This window comes from Cohnella kolymensis (genome assembly GCF_000829465.1).
GTDB lineage: Bacteria > Bacillota > Bacilli > Paenibacillales > Paenibacillaceae > Cohnella > Cohnella kolymensis.
Genome location: NZ_JXAL01000008.1, coordinates 24,052 through 40,952, shown reverse-complemented (window position 1 = coordinate 40,952; position 16,901 = coordinate 24,052). Strand labels below are relative to the sequence as shown.

Annotated in this window: 14 protein-coding genes and 2 pseudogenes; 3 read left to right on the top strand and 13 right to left on the bottom strand. The window is 50.1% G+C overall.

Annotation, left to right across the window (positions count from 1 at the left end; translation table 11 throughout):
- Positions 1–15: 15 nt before the first annotated feature.
- The 9 genes and pseudogenes from SD71_RS07535 to SD71_RS07500 all read right to left on the bottom strand — a co-directional run bounded on the left by SD71_RS07535 (position 16) and on the right by SD71_RS07500 (position 9,302).
- Positions 16–857: pseudogene (locus SD71_RS07535) on the bottom strand (carbohydrate ABC transporter permease).
- Positions 857–1,742, bottom strand: a pseudogene (locus tag SD71_RS07530) (carbohydrate ABC transporter permease). Before SD71_RS07530 ends, SD71_RS07535 begins: the two co-directional pseudogenes overlap by 1 nt.
- Before the next feature lie 123 nt (positions 1,743–1,865).
- On the bottom strand, positions 1,866–3,176 hold the full coding sequence (locus SD71_RS07525; RefSeq protein WP_407637529.1) for an ABC transporter substrate-binding protein: 1,311 nt from the start codon (positions 3,174–3,176) through the stop codon (positions 1,866–1,868).
- 154 nt (positions 3,177–3,330) lie between these two features.
- Positions 3,331–4,305: a LacI family DNA-binding transcriptional regulator gene (locus SD71_RS07520; RefSeq protein ID WP_041061723.1), complete on the bottom strand. Its 975-nt coding sequence runs from the start codon at positions 4,303–4,305 to the stop codon at positions 3,331–3,333.
- A gap of 103 nt (positions 4,306–4,408) precedes the next feature.
- Entirely contained in the window at positions 4,409–4,624 is a 216-nt protein-coding gene (locus tag SD71_RS22955; RefSeq protein ID WP_082034115.1) for a helix-turn-helix domain-containing protein, read from the bottom strand.
- The gene (locus SD71_RS07515; RefSeq protein ID WP_041061720.1) at positions 4,621–5,592 is read right to left on the bottom strand and encodes an aldo/keto reductase; all 972 of its coding nucleotides are present in this window, start codon (positions 5,590–5,592) and stop codon (positions 4,621–4,623) included. Before SD71_RS07515 ends, SD71_RS22955 begins: the two co-directional genes overlap by 4 nt.
- Before the next feature lie 87 nt (positions 5,593–5,679).
- Positions 5,680–7,245, bottom strand: a complete 1,566-nt coding sequence (locus tag SD71_RS25855; protein WP_041061718.1) for a glycine betaine ABC transporter substrate-binding protein — start codon at positions 7,243–7,245, stop codon at positions 5,680–5,682.
- 13 nt (positions 7,246–7,258) lie between these two features.
- Positions 7,259–8,368 (bottom strand): ABC transporter ATP-binding protein, encoded by a 1,110-nt coding sequence (locus SD71_RS07505; protein WP_041061715.1) that lies wholly within the window; start codon positions 8,366–8,368, stop codon positions 7,259–7,261.
- 94 nt (positions 8,369–8,462) lie between these two features.
- Entirely contained in the window at positions 8,463–9,302 is an 840-nt protein-coding gene (locus SD71_RS07500) for a DegV family protein (RefSeq protein ID WP_041061713.1), read from the bottom strand.
- 213 nt (positions 9,303–9,515) lie between these two features.
- Between SD71_RS07500 and SD71_RS07495 the strand changes: the two genes are divergently transcribed.
- Positions 9,516–10,511 (top strand): ParB/RepB/Spo0J family partition protein, encoded by a 996-nt coding sequence (locus tag SD71_RS07495; protein ID WP_041061711.1) that lies wholly within the window; start codon positions 9,516–9,518, stop codon positions 10,509–10,511.
- Between the two features lie 50 nt (positions 10,512–10,561).
- Here SD71_RS07495 and SD71_RS07490 read toward each other — a convergent pair whose 3' ends face one another.
- From SD71_RS07490 to SD71_RS07475, 4 genes are all read right to left on the bottom strand, one after another.
- Positions 10,562–11,101 carry a general stress protein gene (locus SD71_RS07490; protein ID WP_041061709.1) on the bottom strand — a complete coding sequence of 180 codons (540 nt, stop codon included), beginning with the start codon at positions 11,099–11,101 and terminating at the stop codon, positions 10,562–10,564.
- Positions 11,102–11,497: 396 nt separating this feature from the next.
- The gene (locus SD71_RS07485) at positions 11,498–12,376 is read right to left on the bottom strand and encodes an ROK family protein (protein WP_041061707.1); all 879 of its coding nucleotides are present in this window, start codon (positions 12,374–12,376) and stop codon (positions 11,498–11,500) included.
- Positions 12,377–12,504: 128 nt separating this feature from the next.
- Positions 12,505–13,161 (bottom strand): response regulator, encoded by a 657-nt coding sequence (locus tag SD71_RS07480; protein WP_041061705.1) that lies wholly within the window; start codon positions 13,159–13,161, stop codon positions 12,505–12,507.
- Positions 13,162–13,168: 7 nt separating this feature from the next.
- Positions 13,169–14,836, bottom strand: coding sequence for a GAF domain-containing sensor histidine kinase (locus tag SD71_RS07475; protein WP_041061702.1), 1,668 nt, complete (start codon positions 14,834–14,836; stop codon positions 13,169–13,171).
- 227 nt (positions 14,837–15,063) lie between these two features.
- On the opposite strand from SD71_RS07475, the gene SD71_RS07470 reads away from it, so the two are divergent.
- Positions 15,064–15,621 carry an NADPH-dependent FMN reductase gene (locus SD71_RS07470; RefSeq protein WP_041061700.1) on the top strand — a complete coding sequence of 186 codons (558 nt, stop codon included), beginning with the start codon at positions 15,064–15,066 and terminating at the stop codon, positions 15,619–15,621.
- The gene (locus SD71_RS07465; RefSeq protein ID WP_041061698.1) at positions 15,622–16,872 is read left to right on the top strand and encodes an MFS transporter; all 1,251 of its coding nucleotides are present in this window, start codon (positions 15,622–15,624) and stop codon (positions 16,870–16,872) included. It abuts the gene before it with no gap.
- The last annotated feature ends 29 nt before the right edge of the window (positions 16,873–16,901 follow it).

Below are 16,901 nucleotides of genomic sequence, written 5' to 3'. Positions count from 1 at the left end.
ACAACACCTTCTTTTTCACTTGATTGAGCCTTGGGTTACCCCTTCGATAATGAAGCGCTGCGCAAAGAGATAGACGATGAGAATAGGCAGAGTGACGAGCAGCACTGCAGGCAGGAACTTCTCATAGTCAGCCGTGTAGGTACCGTTAAACACTTGAATGGCCAGCGGCAAAGTGAAATTTTCTCTTCCTGCATTCTGCAGAATGAGCACCGGCAGCAGGAAGTCGTTCCAAATCCATAAAACATTCAGAATGCCGATCGTTACCGATGTCGGCTTCAGAATCGGGAACACGATCCGGAAGAACGATTGCCGGCGGTTACAGCCGTCTATATAGCTGCCTCCTCCAGTTCCTTCGGAACGCTTTTGATAAACCCGTGATAAATAAATACCGCCAGAGAGCTGCCGAATCCAAGATACATAAACATCAGCGTCAGCTGAGGCTGCGTCTGGATCCATCCCAATTTTTGACCGTAAATGGACACCAGTGGAATCATGATGGCCTGGAAAGGAATGATCATCGCCGCCACCATCATGAAAAACCATAAATTATTCATCTTCGTGTTATTACGAACAAAGTAATGAGCAGCCATCGCTGAAAAAATCACGATAAAGATGAGGCTTACAAAGGTAATGATCAGCGAATTGGCAAAGCTGCCGAAGTAATTCATTTCCTGTGTCGCGATTTTGAAGTTGTCAAAATGAAAGGATGTCGGCAGCGCCAGCGGTGAATCTATGATTTCCGCGTTGGACTTGAATGAATTGAACAGCAGCAGTACAAAGGGAAAAAGAAAAGCGACGACAGCGATGATGAGAACGGTATAGATGAGTGCGCGTTGGATGAGCAGCCGGGATTTCATCAGGCCTCGACCTCCAATTTCTTACTAAGATAGACCTGTAGAAGCGTTGCCGCCGCCACCAGAAAAAACAGAACAAATGCCTCTGCCTGCCCCATTCCGTAATCGTACCTTTTGAAGGCTTTGTCATAGACATGCATGGAAGCCATCACTGTACTGCCGAAGGGGCCACCTTGCGTCAAGGCATAGTTTACGTCGTAAACCATAAACCCTCTTTGTAAAGAGAGGAAGACGGTGACGATAAAAGAGGGAACCATCAAAGGCAGCACCATATGCGTAAGCTTCTTCCAGCTACTGGTGCCGTCGATGGTAGCAGCCTCCAATATATCCTTCGGAACGCTCATTAAGCCGGCGATGAAGATAACCATCATATATCCGACATACTGCCACACCGTTACAATAACCAACGCCCAGAACGCTTTCGTTTCATCTCCCAGCCATGTTTTACTGAATAAGACCCAGCCGTATTTTTGTCCCAGGGTGACGAAAAAAATTGTTGAACAGAAACTGCCACATGAAGCCGAGCACCAGCCGCCGATCAGATTCGGGGTAAATATCGAGGTGCGGAAGAAGTTCTGGCCTCTCACACCTGATGTGACCAAATAGGCTAGAAAAAAACGCGATCACATTGATCAGAATAACGGTAGCAACAACATATTTAACGGTCAGCCAGATAGCCGTCCAGAAGTTTTTATCGTTAAATACGGCAGCATAGTTGTCCGTTCCGACAAAGGGCATAACGGAAGAGATGCCGTCCCACTCAAAGAAAGTCATGTAAATCCCATATAGAAACGGAACAATCATCACTGCGAGAAATGCGAACAGGGTGGGACCGGTGAAAAAAAGCTGGTTTCCCAGCCGCTTGAGTCGATTCTTTTCAGAAATCATATAGCGATCTCCTCCATTTCTAATGCGGGTAAAAAGAGTGAAAGTCGATAGACAAGGTTGATGGTCTTATCTATCGACATTCATCTGATGTATTCAGTTAGCTGTGTTAGAGAATGACTGTGATTACTTTACATTTTTCCAGTAATCTTCAACCTCAGCCGCCAAAGCCGCACGGTCTGACTTGTCTACCAGATATTTTTGCATGGAGGCGCCAAGCACTTTCCAGTGATCGCCCGGCACATCGTTTCCTGCAAAAGGAATGGATTTGCCTGCATTGTTATATTCTACGATCGCTTTGGCAAGCGAGTTGGTAGGCTGCAAAGTGATGTTCTTAAACGCTGGAATGACATTCGCCTTGTTGACAAGGAAATCTTGGCCGGCTTGGTCATAGACGAGCCAGTCCAGGAATTTCTTCGCCGCCGCTTGCTGCTGTTCCGAGCTTTTCTCTTTATCGATGAAAACCTGCTTGGTGGCACCGATAGCGAGCGAGGTGTTTGCTTTATCGCTTGCATTGTTGCTTACAGGAACCGGGATGAAGCCGAACTCGCCGGTCGGATTGGATTTTTGCATCTCCGTAATCAGCCAGTTGCCGTTGAAAGTAATGGCAGCCTCCCCTTTGGCAACGGCGGCGGAGCTTTGCTCGTAAGTAACGGCCATAGGGTCGTTTTTGCCCTTGTTGTATTTCTTCATCACATCAAACGTGTCCATCAAGCCTTTGAATGCCGCATTGTCTGCCAATTTGGCTTCGCCAGATTTCAGGCTTTCTAAGTATTTGTTGACATCGCCCTCCGGTTGAGCGGCGTAAGTGAGGGCCAGGAAGTGATTGCCGAGCGACCAGTCCATGCTTCCGATGATCAGCGGGGCCGAGCCGGAAGTTTCGATTTTTTTGAAAAGGTCTTCCAGCGACGATGTCGAGTTCACCGTTGCAGGATCGAATTTGCCGCCTGCCGCTTTATCGACAACCGCTTTGTTATAAATAAATCCGTAACCTTCAATCGCAAAAGGGAATGCGATCGTTTTCCCGTCGAGTTCGTTAGGCTGGGCCAGATCCTTTACCCATTTTTCACTTGAAAGGTCGGCAGCTTTATCTTTGAATTTCGCGATATCGCCGGCATCCAGCATGGCAAGAGTAGCAGGCGTGCCCGCCGAGTACAATGAAGTCGCCTTCTCGACAGGAGATTGCGATTGAGATGTCGTGATTACCTCAACCTCGATGCCGGGGTTCGCAGCCGTGAATTGCTTAGCGGCATCCGCCAGCTGTTGCTGGATTTCGGATTTGGAATTCAGGAATGTAATTTTGACGGACTTTCCGCCGCTGTCATTAGAGCCTGACGATTCACCTGAGTTTCCTCCGGAATTTCCGCCGCATGCGCTTACAATTACGGTCAAAATAAGAAGCATAATCAGTGCAGTTGTTGAACTGAGTTTTCTCACCGGTATTCCTCCCTTAATATGAACTTCACCTGCTGCAAGTAAACCGAATCATATAAAACGTTTACAAAACGATTATATATCAACCGTTTGACATGTCAAGCGCTTGACATAAGGTCCTTTAAAAAAGCCGTATCAAGTCGATAAGGGCTCTTGACTAGGTTGTCTCACGTTCTACGATCGTTACCGGCAGGATATGCTCTAATGGAACCGTCTCTGCGGCCGCCAGCCTGTCAATGAGATCTACCGCCAGCTTTGCCATCTCTTCAAGAGGCTGTCTGATAGTCGTAATAGACGGATTCATCAAAGCCGCGAACTGGATATCGTCGTACCCGATCAGCTTCAACTGTTCAGGAATTTTGATGCCAAGCGACGAACAGACTTTAATGACATTCATCGCTATAATGTCGCTGCTCGCAAAGAGACCGTCAACATCAGGATGCTCTTGGAGAAGCTTCAGGATCACCCTCTCGTAATCCGAGTGCTCGAACACATCGGTACCGAGCTCAATGACAGCGGGTTCCATGGAGCGGTGCCGCAGCGTTTCAATAAAACCCTCCGAGCGTTTGTTGCCCAGCAGATCCAAGCTCAAGTTTCCGCAAATATGGGCGATCTTCTTACAGCCTTTATTCAACAGCAATTCAGCAGCCAGCACACCGCCTTTATAGTTATCCGAAGATACGTACGGAATGTCGGCAATCCGCCGGTCAAACGTTACGATAGGCTGTTTCAGCTTCACGTACTCCTCAACATCCAGCGTATGACTGCCCATGATGACACCGTCAACCCGGTTGCTCTTCAGCATGTCGATGTATTCTTTTTCCTTCTGTTTGTCCATTCTTGAGTTGCAGATCAGAAGCTTATAACCTAACGAAGATGCGTAATTCTCGATGTAATTCGTCAACTCCCCGAAAAAGGGATGCGCTATGGTCGGAATAATCATCCCCAGCATCATGGATCTTTTCCGTGTGAGAGACCGCGCAATTTCATTCGGCTGATAGTGCATTTCCTTCATGACGCGATGAACCTTTTCCCGGGTGGATTGGCTTATGTAGCCGCGATTGTTGAGCACACGGGATACTGTGGTAACCGTAACACCCGCTCTTATGGCCACATCCTTGATTGTAGGCATTCCAGCGTTCCTCCTCCTTGACGGATTCGTTCAAGATTATATCAGCAAAAAGGATATACATAAAGGCAAAACAAGTCCCGACAGCTCGTCGGGACTTGTTTGTCTAGCCGCTGGGATGCAGCTCGTACAGCTGTGTCACATTACAGCGCAGGGTATCGGCTATTGATATGGCAACCTTGAGCGGCATTATCCGCTTGTTGTCCATGAAGTCGCATAAGCGCTCCGGCTTATATTGGAGTGTTCGACTAAGATCATCCAGGGTGACACCTGACTCCGCCAATCGCTCAGACAGTAAGCAGCGGCCCAGTTCGAATTTCATATGCGAAAGACGGCAAACGGCGCCCCATGCCGGAACGGTAAGCTGAGCCTCTCCAACTCTTCCAGTATTGCCGTGTCGAGCTTCAGCGAGGCTGCAGACAAATTTTCCGTCAACTGCTCGACTCTCGTTGCTCCCACAATAATGGTGGAAACCGCGGGACGTGTCATTAGCCAGGACAGCGACAGCGCAGCCGGTGTGGTATTGAGGTCCTGAGCGATCCGGCTGACCTCGCGGCCGAGCCGCATTCGCTCCGAATCGATCCGTTTGGCGAAATCGGGATTCTTCTCCAGCCGCGAGCCTGGCGGCGGGTTACTGACATCCGTATACTTCCCGCTTAGCAAGCCTCCGGCAAGCGGAAAATAAGGAATAATGCCGACACCTTGATCGAGGCATAACGGCACAAGCTCTTGCTCCGGTGTCCGATCGGCAAGCGAGTAAGAGGGCTGAATGGAGGTGAAACGGTTCAGGCCCAGCCGGTCGCTGATGCCCAGCGCCTTCATCAGTTCCCATGCCGCATAATTGGAAGCGCCGATATAGCGGATTTTACCCGCTCTTATGAGATCGTCGAGTGTTCTCAAAGTCTCTTCCAGAGGTGTATGAGGATCGAATGTATGAATTTGATAAAGATCGATATGGTCTGTGTTCAAACGTTTCAAACTGCCTTCTATCTCTTGTTGAATGTGATAGCGTGAAGATCCTCTGGCATTCGGCCCTTCACCCCGCGGAAGCCCGGCTTTCGTGGCAAGCACCGCTTCGTAGCGGCGGCCGGCAAGAGCTTCTCCGATAATCCGCTCTGATTCGGTGCCGCTGTATGTATTAGCCGTGTCGATGAAGTTGATCCCCGAGTCCAGTGCCTCATGAATAATGCGGATGGAAGCGGCACGGTCTGCGCGTGAGCCGAATGCGTTCGTCCCCAAACCTAGCGCAGATACACGCACACCGCTTTTTCCGAGTTGACGATAATCCATCTGTGTTTCTCCTTCCTATTAAGTCGGTCGTTACAATCTTATCAAAAATAAAGCCGATGTTCCTCATCGGATCACCGGCTGTCTATCTCAATCTCCCTGCAGCAAGCCGGCTTTCTTCAGCCAGTCTTCCGCAACATCGCGCGCTTCCTGCCCCTCCAGATCGACTCTTGCGTTTAATAAGGACATCGTCTTGTCATCAATTTTTCCAGCCAGCAGATTAAGGACTTCTTCCACTTCAGGATGTGCCTTCAGCGTATCCATGCGAATGACGGGAGCCGCATAATAAGGCGGGAAAAAGTGCTTGTCGTCGATCAGCACTTGCAGCTTGAAAGCCGGAATACGGCCATCCGTCGAGAAAGCGTCATTCACGTCCGTCGTCCCTTCCCGTACCGCGCCGTAGGTTAAACCGGGCTCGAGCCCCCTCGTTTCCCTGAAATTCATGCCGTACATCTTTTTCAACCCCTGATAGCCGTCAGGCCGCTCCAGAAACTCATGGGTAGCGCCAAGCACAAAGTTGGGAGACTTCTCCGCAAGTTCCGAGAAGGTCGATATACCCAGCTGTTCGGCATGCTCCCTTCTCATGGCCAAAGTATAGGTATTGTTAAAGCCGATCGGCTTCAGCCAAGTTGCATTAAACTGCTTTTCATAAGCGGTTTTCACCGCCTCATACGTCACTTCGGGTTTTCCTCTGATGGGCTTCTCGTTAAGTACGGCTGTCCATGCCGTTCCCGTGTATTCCGGATAAATGTCGATGTCTCCGTTCAGAAGGGCGCTATGGGTCACTTGAGACCCGCCTAAATAAGGGCTGCGCTTCACCCGTAAATCCGTCTTTTCCTCAATCAAAGAGGCCATCATGTGCACCAATATATCCTGCTCGGTGAAATTTTTACCGCCCACCGCAATCGTATCGGCTCCCGACGGGCTCGCTCTCACAATTAGCGCTGCCACAAACGCAATGACGAATGCCGCCCCCAAAATGAGCTCGATCCTTCTTACAACTTTGGACCTGCCCCTCTCCCTCGGTTTAACCCCCCTTGGGGTTACAGCCTTCTCCATCCGAGCCAGCACAAAGTCAAACACGATTGCCAACACCGCAGCAGGTATCGTTCCAGCCAAAATCAATTCCATATTGACCGTGGATATTCCCCTGAAAATTAAGTCGCCAAGTCCTCCCGCTCCGACCAAAGAAGCAAGTGTCGCCACGCCAATGACCATTACGGTTGCCGTTCGGATTCCCGCCATTATTACACTTAAAGCCAGGGGAAGCTCGACCCTAAACATCACCTGCAGGCTTGTCATGCCCATACCGACGCCGGCTTCCTTTATGGGCTTCGGTACATTCATGATTCCGGTGTAAGTGTTCCTGAGAATTGGCAGCAACGCATACACCGTTAAAGCTACGATCGCCGGAACCATGCCGATGCCGAGCAATGGAATCATGAAGCCCAGCAAGGCTAAACTCGGTATCGTCTGAAACAACGACGTAAACCCGATCACAGGGGCTGCGAATCTCGGAAACCGGGTAAGCGCCAGGCCTGTAGGTATTGATATGACAATCGCAATCAACAGAGCGATAAGCGAAATCTGAATATGCTCAATCGTTGCGCTGATAATGTCCTCTTGTCTGTTTACTATGACTTCCCACAAATTCATGGCGTACCTCCGTTTACATTTGCTTAAGCAGTGCGTCGATCAAGCTTGAGTTGGTGATCAGCCCCGCCAGCTGTCCATTGTGATGAACCACGGGAAGTGTGCTGAAGCCATACTGCTTCATCAAATCCACGGCCTCACCTACATCCGACCCGACGGGGATGGTGCGGATATCGGATTTCATGATCTCCTGCAGAGACAGATCCTCGTTGTGATAGCTTTCCTCAAGCATCTCTTTTGTCACAATTCCCTTTAATATTCGATTCCTATCCGTTACAAGCAAGCTGTTGACCCGGTGCTGCTTCATCAGCTTCGCCCCGTGAGCCAATCCTCTCGTCTGGAAGACGGTGACCGGATTGTGGAGCATAACGTCATCAACCGACAGATTCTCAGACTCGTTCAACCGGTTCTCGCCGATAAAGGTACGAACGAAGTCGTTTATAGGACGCCTTATCATGCGGTCGGGCGTATCCATCTGCACAATTTCCCCGGCCTTCATCAGAACGATACGGTCGGCGATTTTCAGCGCCTCATCCATATCATGGGAAACGAATACAATGGTCTTTTTCACTTCCTCCTGCAGCCGGATCAACTCATCCTGAAGCTGCTCACGGCTGATCGGATCCAGTGCGCTGAACGGCTCGTCCATGAGAATGATCGGCGGCTCCGCCGCCAATGCACGAATAACGCCGATTCTCTGCTGCTGGCCTCCGCTTAGTTCGGAGGGGTATCGATCGGCGTATTGGCTGGGATCAAGCCCGACCATCTCCATCAATTCGTCGATCCTTTTGTCGTATTCCGCGCGGTTCATCTTTTTCAGCTTCGGTACAATCGCAACGTTATCTTTGATCGTCATATGCGGAAACAGACCGATGTGCTGAATCACATAACCGACATTTCTGCGCAGCTCAACGGGATTGATTTTGGATATGTCTTTGCCATCGACAAGTATGCGTCCGCCGCTAGGCTCCACCAAACGGTTGATCATTTTCATCGTCGTCGTTTTTCCGCATCCGCTTGGCCCAATGAGCGTCACCAGCTCGCCCTGCTTGATTTCCAGGTTGATCCCTTTTAATGCGACCGTTCCGTCATGGTATTTTTTCGTTACGTCAATAAACTGTATCAAGGCAGCACCTCATAACTCGTTTGGTAATATATTGCCCAATATCCACAAAAAAGCCCTGCATCGGACTGTCTCCGATACAGGGCAGAAGCTGAATTTATTCTGCGTAATACATAAAACCGATCGCTCCCGGGCCGGTATGCGTTGTAATCACCGGTGTGGCGGGACGAATGCGAACCGGAACATCGGTGAATCGCGCGATTTCCTGCTGCAGCCGTTGCGCCAAAGTCAGGTTATCCGCGTGAGAAATGCCGATGCCGCGTATCATTTTCCCCTTGATGTCTTGTTCGAAACGCTCAATCAAGGTTTTGACGATCTGCGAGTAAGTGCGCACTCTCGCCACCGGCGTGTATACCCCTTTCTCCAGCATGGCGATCGGTTTGATGCTCAGGACAGTTCCGATCCAACCGGCGGCTTTGCCGATACGTCCTCCTTTAATCAGATTGTCGAGCTTTTCAACAACCACATATAAGGAAGTGAAGTCCAGAACCTGTTTAATGCGGCGGATGATGGATTCCACAGAGTGGCCTTCCTCTGCCATTTGTGCGGCTTCAATAACTTGAAAGCCCAGCGCCTGAGAAATCATTTGCGAGTCGATCACCTGCACGTTGCTCGCAGACATCTCCGCCGCCGCGCAAGCGGTGTTGTAGGTACCGCTCATACCGCTCGTCATATGAATTGAAAGAATGGTGTCTCCATTCGCCCCGAGTCGGTCATACGTATCCACGAATACACCTATGGAAGGCTGCGACGTTTTGGGGATATCCTGCGCTTCTCTCATTTTATCAATGAAAGCCAGCGGTGAGATGGTCACGTTATCTTCATAAGTCTCGCCATTCACGTAGACGGTAAGCGGGATGACTTCAATGTTGTATTGGTCCAGTATTTCCTTCGGAAGGTCCGTAGTGGAGTCGGTAACGATTTTTATGCCTGGCATGTAATGGCGTCCCCCTATGCATGTCACTGTTTCTATTTATATACCATAACGGAATTTTTATAAACCTCATACGTATTACCCGCATTCCCGTTTCATCCAATATTGGGCAATCGCCGATCCGGGAAGATTCCCATCAATACAATGCTGTTATATAATACATAATGTTCCTGCTATCGTATAAACAGCTTTTTATAGAAAGATAGGAGAACTGATATGGATATTATTGAAATTCAAACCGGTTTGATTGATGAAGATACAGGTCAACCCAGATATCAATTTGATGAAGACGCGCTGCAGGAGTTAATGAAGAGCATCGAGGAGGTCGGCCTGCTCTCTCCTATTAAAGTAAGAACCACGGAGAACGGCCGATATAAAATTATTTACGGTAACCGAAGATACAAAGCATCCAAAATGCTTGGGCGCCCAACGATCCCTTGTATCGTTTCCACGGTAACGGACGAGCTTGAGATCTATCTGGAGCAAATTGCCGAGAATCTTACGAGGGAAGGCTTTTCGCCGCTTGAGGAAGCGGAGGCGTTTTACAAGCTTTTGAATGATCCGAAGTTCAGCAGCTCGACCAAATATCTGTCCGGCAAGCTGGGTAAGCCGGAAGCTTATATCAAGAACAAATGCGATCTGCTCAAATTCAGCAATGCGGTGAAACAGCTGATTGTCGGCGGGACGGAGATTCGGGAGGGCAAATTAACGGAAGACCAGTTAATGCCGCTTAAAGATCTGCCGATGGAGCACCGGGACTCACTGGCATTGATTATGGCTAGAGATGGAATGCCGGTAAGCGATGTCAAAAAGATCTGCAGCTTATTCAAGGATAAAGACATTTCGGACGGGACGAAAAGCAAGCTTTTATATAAATCCGGTCATGATCTGCTCGAGACTTGGTCCGTATATAAACATAATAAAGCCGAACGGGCAAAAGCTGCGGAGACTGAGGCACCTGCCAAGCAGACAAAGACATCGGTCAAGGAAGCCGTCAAGGTGACCGAGCGAACAATCGTGGAGGAGCTGCATCGTTTATTAAGCGCTGTAACTGTACATACACCCTTGTCTGTGGAATATACGGAGTCTATTGAACGCACGCCTGCAGCGGAAAGAGAGCAGCTTGTGACGGATGTCGACAAGCTCATCGAGAGTTTGGAGAAACAGCTGGCGGATTGGAAAACGTTGAGAGATGCGGCTGCATCGTCATAGATGGCAAAATAAAAAAGGATGGCGAGTGCCATCCTTTTTTTACTTAACGCTTATGTCCGGTCGTAAGTTCCTGCGCCGTACATGGTGTCGTATCTGCTGGAGTTGAGCGAGTTGTTGGTGCGGAACGTATCGAACACTCCACGGTTGCGATTGGCGTCGGCATCTACCATGACAAGGATTTTGCCGTTGTCGACGTAATCGCCGTATTCCCTTGCTTCGTCCTCAGGAATTCCAAGTCCGATCAATCCGCCGACGATTCCGCCGGCGCCTGCGCCCACAGCAGCACCGGTCAACGTTGCCGCGATAGGGCCCGCTGCGAGGATCGGACCGACGCCCGGGATAGCCAGCAAGCCTAATCCTGCAAGCAAGCCTGCCGCGCCGCCAAGCAAACCGCCTGTTGCTGCGCCGGCTGCTGCTGTCTCAGGCGCCTTGGTTCCCGTTTCATCCGTTACTTCGTTGATTTCGTCTGTATTTTTACCTACAACGGATATCTCGTCTGAAGTGAAGCCTTGCCGTTTCAAGTCTTCGATTGCTCTTACCGCGCCTTCTTGCGTGTCAAACACACCGACAATTTTTTTGTTGTCATCCATCCTTATTACCTCCCAAAAGTTTGTGCTGAACCTCGCGGTCCGCTTATTTCATCGGGCCTTACAGGGATGTACAGGCATACGCCTTCGTAATGTGTTGCTACGTTTTCTTACCCTTATGAAGGTTTGATGAACCTTTAACAACGCTAAAAAAGAGGCGCTGGGCGCCTCTGAAATAGGGTGCGGAAGTCGTCATCAACCTTTCGGGGTGCACAACTTGATGGAAATTCTCCCGCTAATTTCCCCCCAACCGGATTATACAAAAGTTTAACTGGAAATCCTCCATGTAATTGGTGATCTCAACACTAAAATGCGATTAATTAACTCTATTTTCGGCAGGTTTTCCAGTTAATTGTTCTGAGCAGGGTCAAGTCAATAAGTTTGCGTAGGATTTTCCCGTTAATCTGTGTTAGCAGCCTTCAATCCGAGCGCCAAAGCACCGCACAGACCGGCATTGTCGCCTAATCCAGGCGGAACGATATAGTCTTCGATATGGTTAACAATCTGTTCTGCGCTGACATATCCGTTTAACTGGGTTTGTACTTCCTTGCGGATCATCGGGAACAGCTGTTTCTGGTGCATAACGCCACCGCCCAGAATGACTTTCTTCGGTGACAGCATCAAGATCGCACCGGTTACAGCCTGTCCGATATAATAAGCCTCCATCTCCCATGCCGGATGATCTGCAGGAAGCTCGCTGCCTTTCAAGTTCCATCGCTTTTCAATTGCAGGACCGGCAGCCATTCCTTCCAGGCAATCCCCGTGGTAAGGACAGGCGCCTGCGAAATGATCATCCTTATGGCGCCGGGTTAACACATGCCCGGCTTCCGGATGCACAAGACCATGAACCAGCCTTCCCTCCGCGTAAACTCCTGCGCCGACTCCGGTACCGATCGTATAATAAATGCAGCTGCCCAAGCCTTGTGCCGCCCCCCATGTGGCTTCGCCCAACGCGGCGGTGTTCACGTCGGTGTCCCATCCGAAGGGAACATCAAACACTTGTTTAAGCGAATCCAAAAAGGGAAACCACGACCAGCCCGCCTTGGGCGTTGTGGTTACGCAGCCGTAGAAGCGGCTCTTAGGATCGACATCGATCGGGCCGAAAGATCCGATCCCCATCGCATCCAGCTGCTTTCCCCGGAAATAATCGATGACGTTACCCAGCGTCCTCTCCGGATGCTCGGTAGGAAAGCTGACCCGTTCTTCAATAACCCCTGTCTCATTGCCCACTCCGCATATAAACTTTGTACCACCCGCTTCGATTGCTCCAATAAGCATGCTTCAGCCTCCTGTGTGATAAAAACATCGAACAGTTATGCAACTATTTCTTCCCGGCGGAATTGCGTCATCCCCTCTTCTGTCCTATCCGGTATTCCTGAGGGGTAGATTTGGCGGTCTTCCTTTTACTAAACATCCATTCCATGCTTCACGGCATAGATCGCAGCCTGCGTGCGGTCGGACAAACCCAGTTTATCAAGCAAATGCGTCACATGAGTTTTGACTGTTGTCTCGGATATGAAGAGCAACTCTCCGATCTCTTTATTGCTCTTTCCGGATGCGATCAACCGAAGCACATCCAGCTCCCTCTTTGTTAACTCCGGCAATGATGAAGCGCCGGGAACGTTCATCGCTTCTTGCTCCGGGTCAGCCATGATACTCATCAGTTGGCTTGCCGCTTCAGGATGCAATTCAACGAGCCCTTGATGCACCCTTCGGATCGCACGAACAAGATCCTCCGGCTCCACGTCCTTCAGCAAATATCCTTTGGCACCTGCACGAATCGCCGGCAGCACATGATCCTGATCGGAAAATGAAGTTAAAACAATGACTTTCACGTCGGGTTGAGAGAGTTTGAGTCTCTTCGTCGCTTCTATGCCATTGAGGATCGGCATATTCAAATCCATCAGTATCACGTCAGGAGATAACTGGGCAGCCTTATCGAGTACTTCCTGCCCGCTTGCTGCTTCACCGACCAGCTCCAAATCCGGTTGTGTCGCAAGAAAAACCTGCAGCCCCTTGCGTACCATTGCATGATCATCAGCGAGCAGCAATCTAATTGTCATTATACGGTCACCTCGAGCTTGGTAGTTGAAGCGGAATTAAAACTTCTACGACTGTGCCATTCCCAAATGTACTGGTCAACGTAAACTTGCCGCCAAGCTTTTCCGTTCGTTCACGCATCGTACTCAGACCAATGGACGACGGTCTCCGGGCAGCTGTGTGCTCTACCAATCCTCTGCCATTATCGGAAATACGCATTACAGCCGCTGTATCGCTGAGCTGAAGTGAAACCGCAGCCTCGCCGGTGCCTGAATGCTTGACTACGTTGTTGAGCGCCTCCTGCCCTATCCGCCACAGAGCCTCCTCAACAGCACGCGGCAGCTCACGGATCCCGTCCATCTTCGGCAGCACACGTAAACCCAGCTTCTCTCCATACGCTTTCAAAGAGGTTACCAGGCCGGCTTCGAGTCCAACCGGCCGAAGCTGCATGATAAGCGAACGCATTTCCTTCAATGCGCTTTGCGATAGTGATTGCATGTCGCGAACAGCTGTAAGGGCCGAGTCCACATCTGTACCTTTGAGCAAAGCTTCCGTACCTTTCGCTGTCATGGAAAGCGAGAATAACATTTGACTGACCGAATCGTGCAAATCGCGCGCAAGCCGGTTACGCTCTTCCCACCTTGCCAGCTCCCGATTATATTCGTCAATCCTTGCGCTCTCGAAAGCAACCGCGACATGCTCTGCGAGCGCCTCGAGCACTTCACAGTCGACCCGGCTTCGCTCGCCTGCCTTCTCGCTGCCAATAACCAGAATACTATTAGATGCTCCACTGAACGGGATCGGCGCCGCGGATGCGGACGCCAAAATAGCCCCAGCCTCCTCCAGCCGGAAATCACCGCCTGTCAAAGCAGAGGCTTCCGACGCGTCCGCCGGAACAACACGTCTTTCGCTAACTGCTTTCTCCAGCCAATGAGCCGAAGAATGTGGAACCGGCGAGTAAGGTGTCGAGGTTTCGCCGGCCGAATACACCGCGCGCGGCTGGAAATCACTTCCGACAGATTCCAGCAGCGCCACGAAAGGCCAATCGAAATTCTCACCTATTAACTCCACTACGCGCTCAGCTAGGTCTGCTTGTTCCATGCTTGTACCCATGTTCGTTCCGAGCAGCCGGCTAAACTCACCGACACGGGCGAACAGATTGGCTCGCCGCTGCTCATCCGCATACAGCCGCATCCTTTCAACAGCGCTGCCGATCTGGAACGCAACTGCCTGAAGCAGCGCAAGCTCTTCCTCCTTGAAATGCTGCTTTCCCGGAGCTGCAACATTTAATATGCCGATCCGCCTGTCACCGGAGCGTAGCGGTACGGTAGCATGATGCGTTATTCCGCGTGTATCGCCCCACCGGTGTTCCACTGCTTCCTCTAACCGCTTGCAGTTCAGTATATTGACCGCATTCTTTAATCGGCCATCCCAATACCTGTCCATGCACCAGCAAGAGCCGCAGCTCATCGGCCGCTTGTTATCGTGCAGAAGCCCCGGCGGAAGACGATGATCCGCTACGCATACATAATCCGGCGGGCCGTCCGTCAAGAAAATCCAACCCGCGGATAGTCCGGTAAGATCAAGAAGCTTCTCAAGCACCGTGTCCAACATCGGGGAAAGCTCATTCGATTGGTTAAGCGTCTCGGCAATTGTTTTGAGAGTAACAAGCTCTTGAATCCGCGGTTCCATGCTCATTTTCCCGATCCCCTTTATACTCTGTTCTTCTATCATACCGGACGAAGAACCATCTAGGTAGTATCTGACCATCAGCTCCGCGAAATCTCATACCAAAGTCGTAGAAGTATTCAGACAAAGGTTGAACATAGTCATTCACAAAAATCATACCGGCCTCCGACGCGCGGATACGGCCGGCAAGTTACGATAGAGTCAATCAAGCACGACAACATGGAGGAATGATTGACATGAACATTACTATCGTAACGGGAAGCAACCACAAAGCGTCGACAAGTACCCAGTTGGCTAAATATGCGGAACGACTCCTCAAACATAAAGGTCACGATGTTAAGTTTTTCGATCTATACCACACACCCTTGCCTTTCTACTGCCCCGATGATTCCTCCGCAGATCATGCAGGTGTTGCCGAACTGAAAAACTCGATGCTGCTGGCGGATGGAATTGTATTAGCAACACCGGAGTACCACGGGGGCATTTCCGGAGTTTTAAAAAATACGCTCGACCATCTTGGACAGCAACATTTCAGCGGCAAGCCGGTGCTTTCGGTCAGTTCGGCCGGAGGTGCGGTCGGAGTAAGCTCCTTACAGCAAATGCAGGCAATAGTCCGCAACCTTCATGGCATCAATTGCCCGGAGTGGTTATCGATCGGGGGTTCGCAGCGGCAGAGGTTTCAGTTGGAGCAGACCGGTTACGAAGGAGGTCATGAGATCGAAGACCGCATCCACTGGGTGCTTAATTCGTTCTTGCAGCTTACTCAGTTGGTCCAGAGAGAGCGGGTGTCTTAAATGAATGTATCTGTGATGGTGAATAAATATCCCCGTCAGTCGTGGTACTTTGTCGGCGCCAGCTTGATCAATTCATTAGGAAGCTCATTCATGTGGCCGCTGACAACGCTTTATGTTCATAATGTATTGGGCCGATCTTATGGCGAAGCAGGACTGGTCCTTCTTTGCCAGTCAGTGGCATCGATAATCGGACAAGTTGCAGGCGGAGCTCTATATTATCGTATCGGAGCAAAGCACTTGATTGTGGGTGCTTTAATGTCAGGAGCCATTGCGCAGATTTCACTCATTGGAGTCTCCGGCTGGTATTGGTATATTGGGACGATGATGGCGATTGGTTTTCTCAATGCCATTTCAATGCCGGCAATTCAAGCATACATGGGTTTTCGTTGGAAAGAACAGCGCCGTGAGCTCTTTAACCTTATCTACGTAGGCAATAACGTCGGCATGGCTATCGGTACATCGATTGCCGGATTACTTGCCGGTTTATTTAGTTTCACGGCAAATTTTCTGGCCAACGGACTCGCCACGCTTGCATTCGCCTGCTTCTGCTGTATTTTTATGACATCCGACTCGCAAGTACAGAAATCCTCTTTACAGGCCATTGCGGGAAAAACCGCTTATGAAAAAAGCGCGTGGCAGCTTCTATTAAACGTAAAGTTATATTTATTTATGGCCATAGGATCGATGCTGATCTGGTTCTCCACCTCGGTGTGGAACTCCGGAATTGCTCCACATCTGGATGAACAGGGATCGGGTATGGCGGCGTACAGCCTACTTTGGACGATTAACGGAATTATTATTTTAGCCGGTCAACCGTTGCTGTCATTAATGAAGAAGTTTATTTCAAAAAGCTTACCTGAGCAGCTCATTGCAAGCTCCATCTGTTATGCTGCGGGTTTTGCGCTTATTCTTCTGTCCCAAAGCTATGGAATGATGGTCGCGGGTATGGTGATCACAACTTTCGGTGAAATGTTGATTGCTCCAACGGTCCCGGCGTTTATTACGGAAAAGGCGGGCAAATATTCCCCCTTTTATCTTGGGATTGTGGGGTCAATAGGCACAGTCGGGCGACTGAGCGGGCCTTTCATGCTGGGCACGTTGTATGATCGCGATGGCGTTCGGAACGTATTGTTAATGGCAGCGGCTGCAGCTTTTATTGCGATACTGCTTTTCGGGATCCATGCCTCATTCCATCGAGATTCCGGTCAAATGCAATCCCACGCCCCCGCAAAAGCAGAAGCCGCAATATAAACTGGTGCAGGCACCAATATAGAAAGCGC

What these genes read in the sequence shown, in the direction of transcription:
- SD71_RS07520 (WP_041061723.1), bottom strand. Translation starts at nt 4,305, where the DNA reads ATGCCTACAATCAAGGATGTGGCCATAAGAGCGGGTGTTACGGTTACC.
- SD71_RS22955 (WP_082034115.1), bottom strand. Translation starts at nt 4,624, where the DNA reads ATGAAATTCGAACTGGGCCGCTGCTTACTGTCTGAGCGATTGGCGGAG.
- SD71_RS07515 (WP_041061720.1), bottom strand. Translation starts at nt 5,592, where the DNA reads ATGGATTATCGTCAACTCGGAAAAAGCGGTGTGCGTGTATCTGCGCTA.
- SD71_RS25855 (WP_041061718.1), bottom strand. Translation starts at nt 7,245, where the DNA reads ATGAATTTGTGGGAAGTCATAGTAAACAGACAAGAGGACATTATCAGC.
- SD71_RS07500 (WP_041061713.1), bottom strand. Translation starts at nt 9,302, where the DNA reads ATGCCAGGCATAAAAATCGTTACCGACTCCACTACGGACCTTCCGAAG.
- SD71_RS07495 (WP_041061711.1), top strand. Translation starts at nt 9,516, where the DNA reads ATGGATATTATTGAAATTCAAACCGGTTTGATTGATGAAGATACAGGT.
- SD71_RS07490 (WP_041061709.1), bottom strand. Translation starts at nt 11,101, where the DNA reads ATGGATGACAACAAAAAAATTGTCGGTGTGTTTGACACGCAAGAAGGC.
- SD71_RS07485 (WP_041061707.1), bottom strand. Translation starts at nt 12,376, where the DNA reads ATGCTTATTGGAGCAATCGAAGCGGGTGGTACAAAGTTTATATGCGGA.
- SD71_RS07480 (WP_041061705.1), bottom strand. Translation starts at nt 13,161, where the DNA reads ATGACAATTAGATTGCTGCTCGCTGATGATCATGCAATGGTACGCAAG.
- SD71_RS07475 (WP_041061702.1), bottom strand. Translation starts at nt 14,836, where the DNA reads ATGAGCATGGAACCGCGGATTCAAGAGCTTGTTACTCTCAAAACAATT.
- SD71_RS07470 (WP_041061700.1), top strand. Translation starts at nt 15,064, where the DNA reads ATGAACATTACTATCGTAACGGGAAGCAACCACAAAGCGTCGACAAGT.
- SD71_RS07465 (WP_041061698.1), top strand. Translation starts at nt 15,622, where the DNA reads ATGAATGTATCTGTGATGGTGAATAAATATCCCCGTCAGTCGTGGTAC.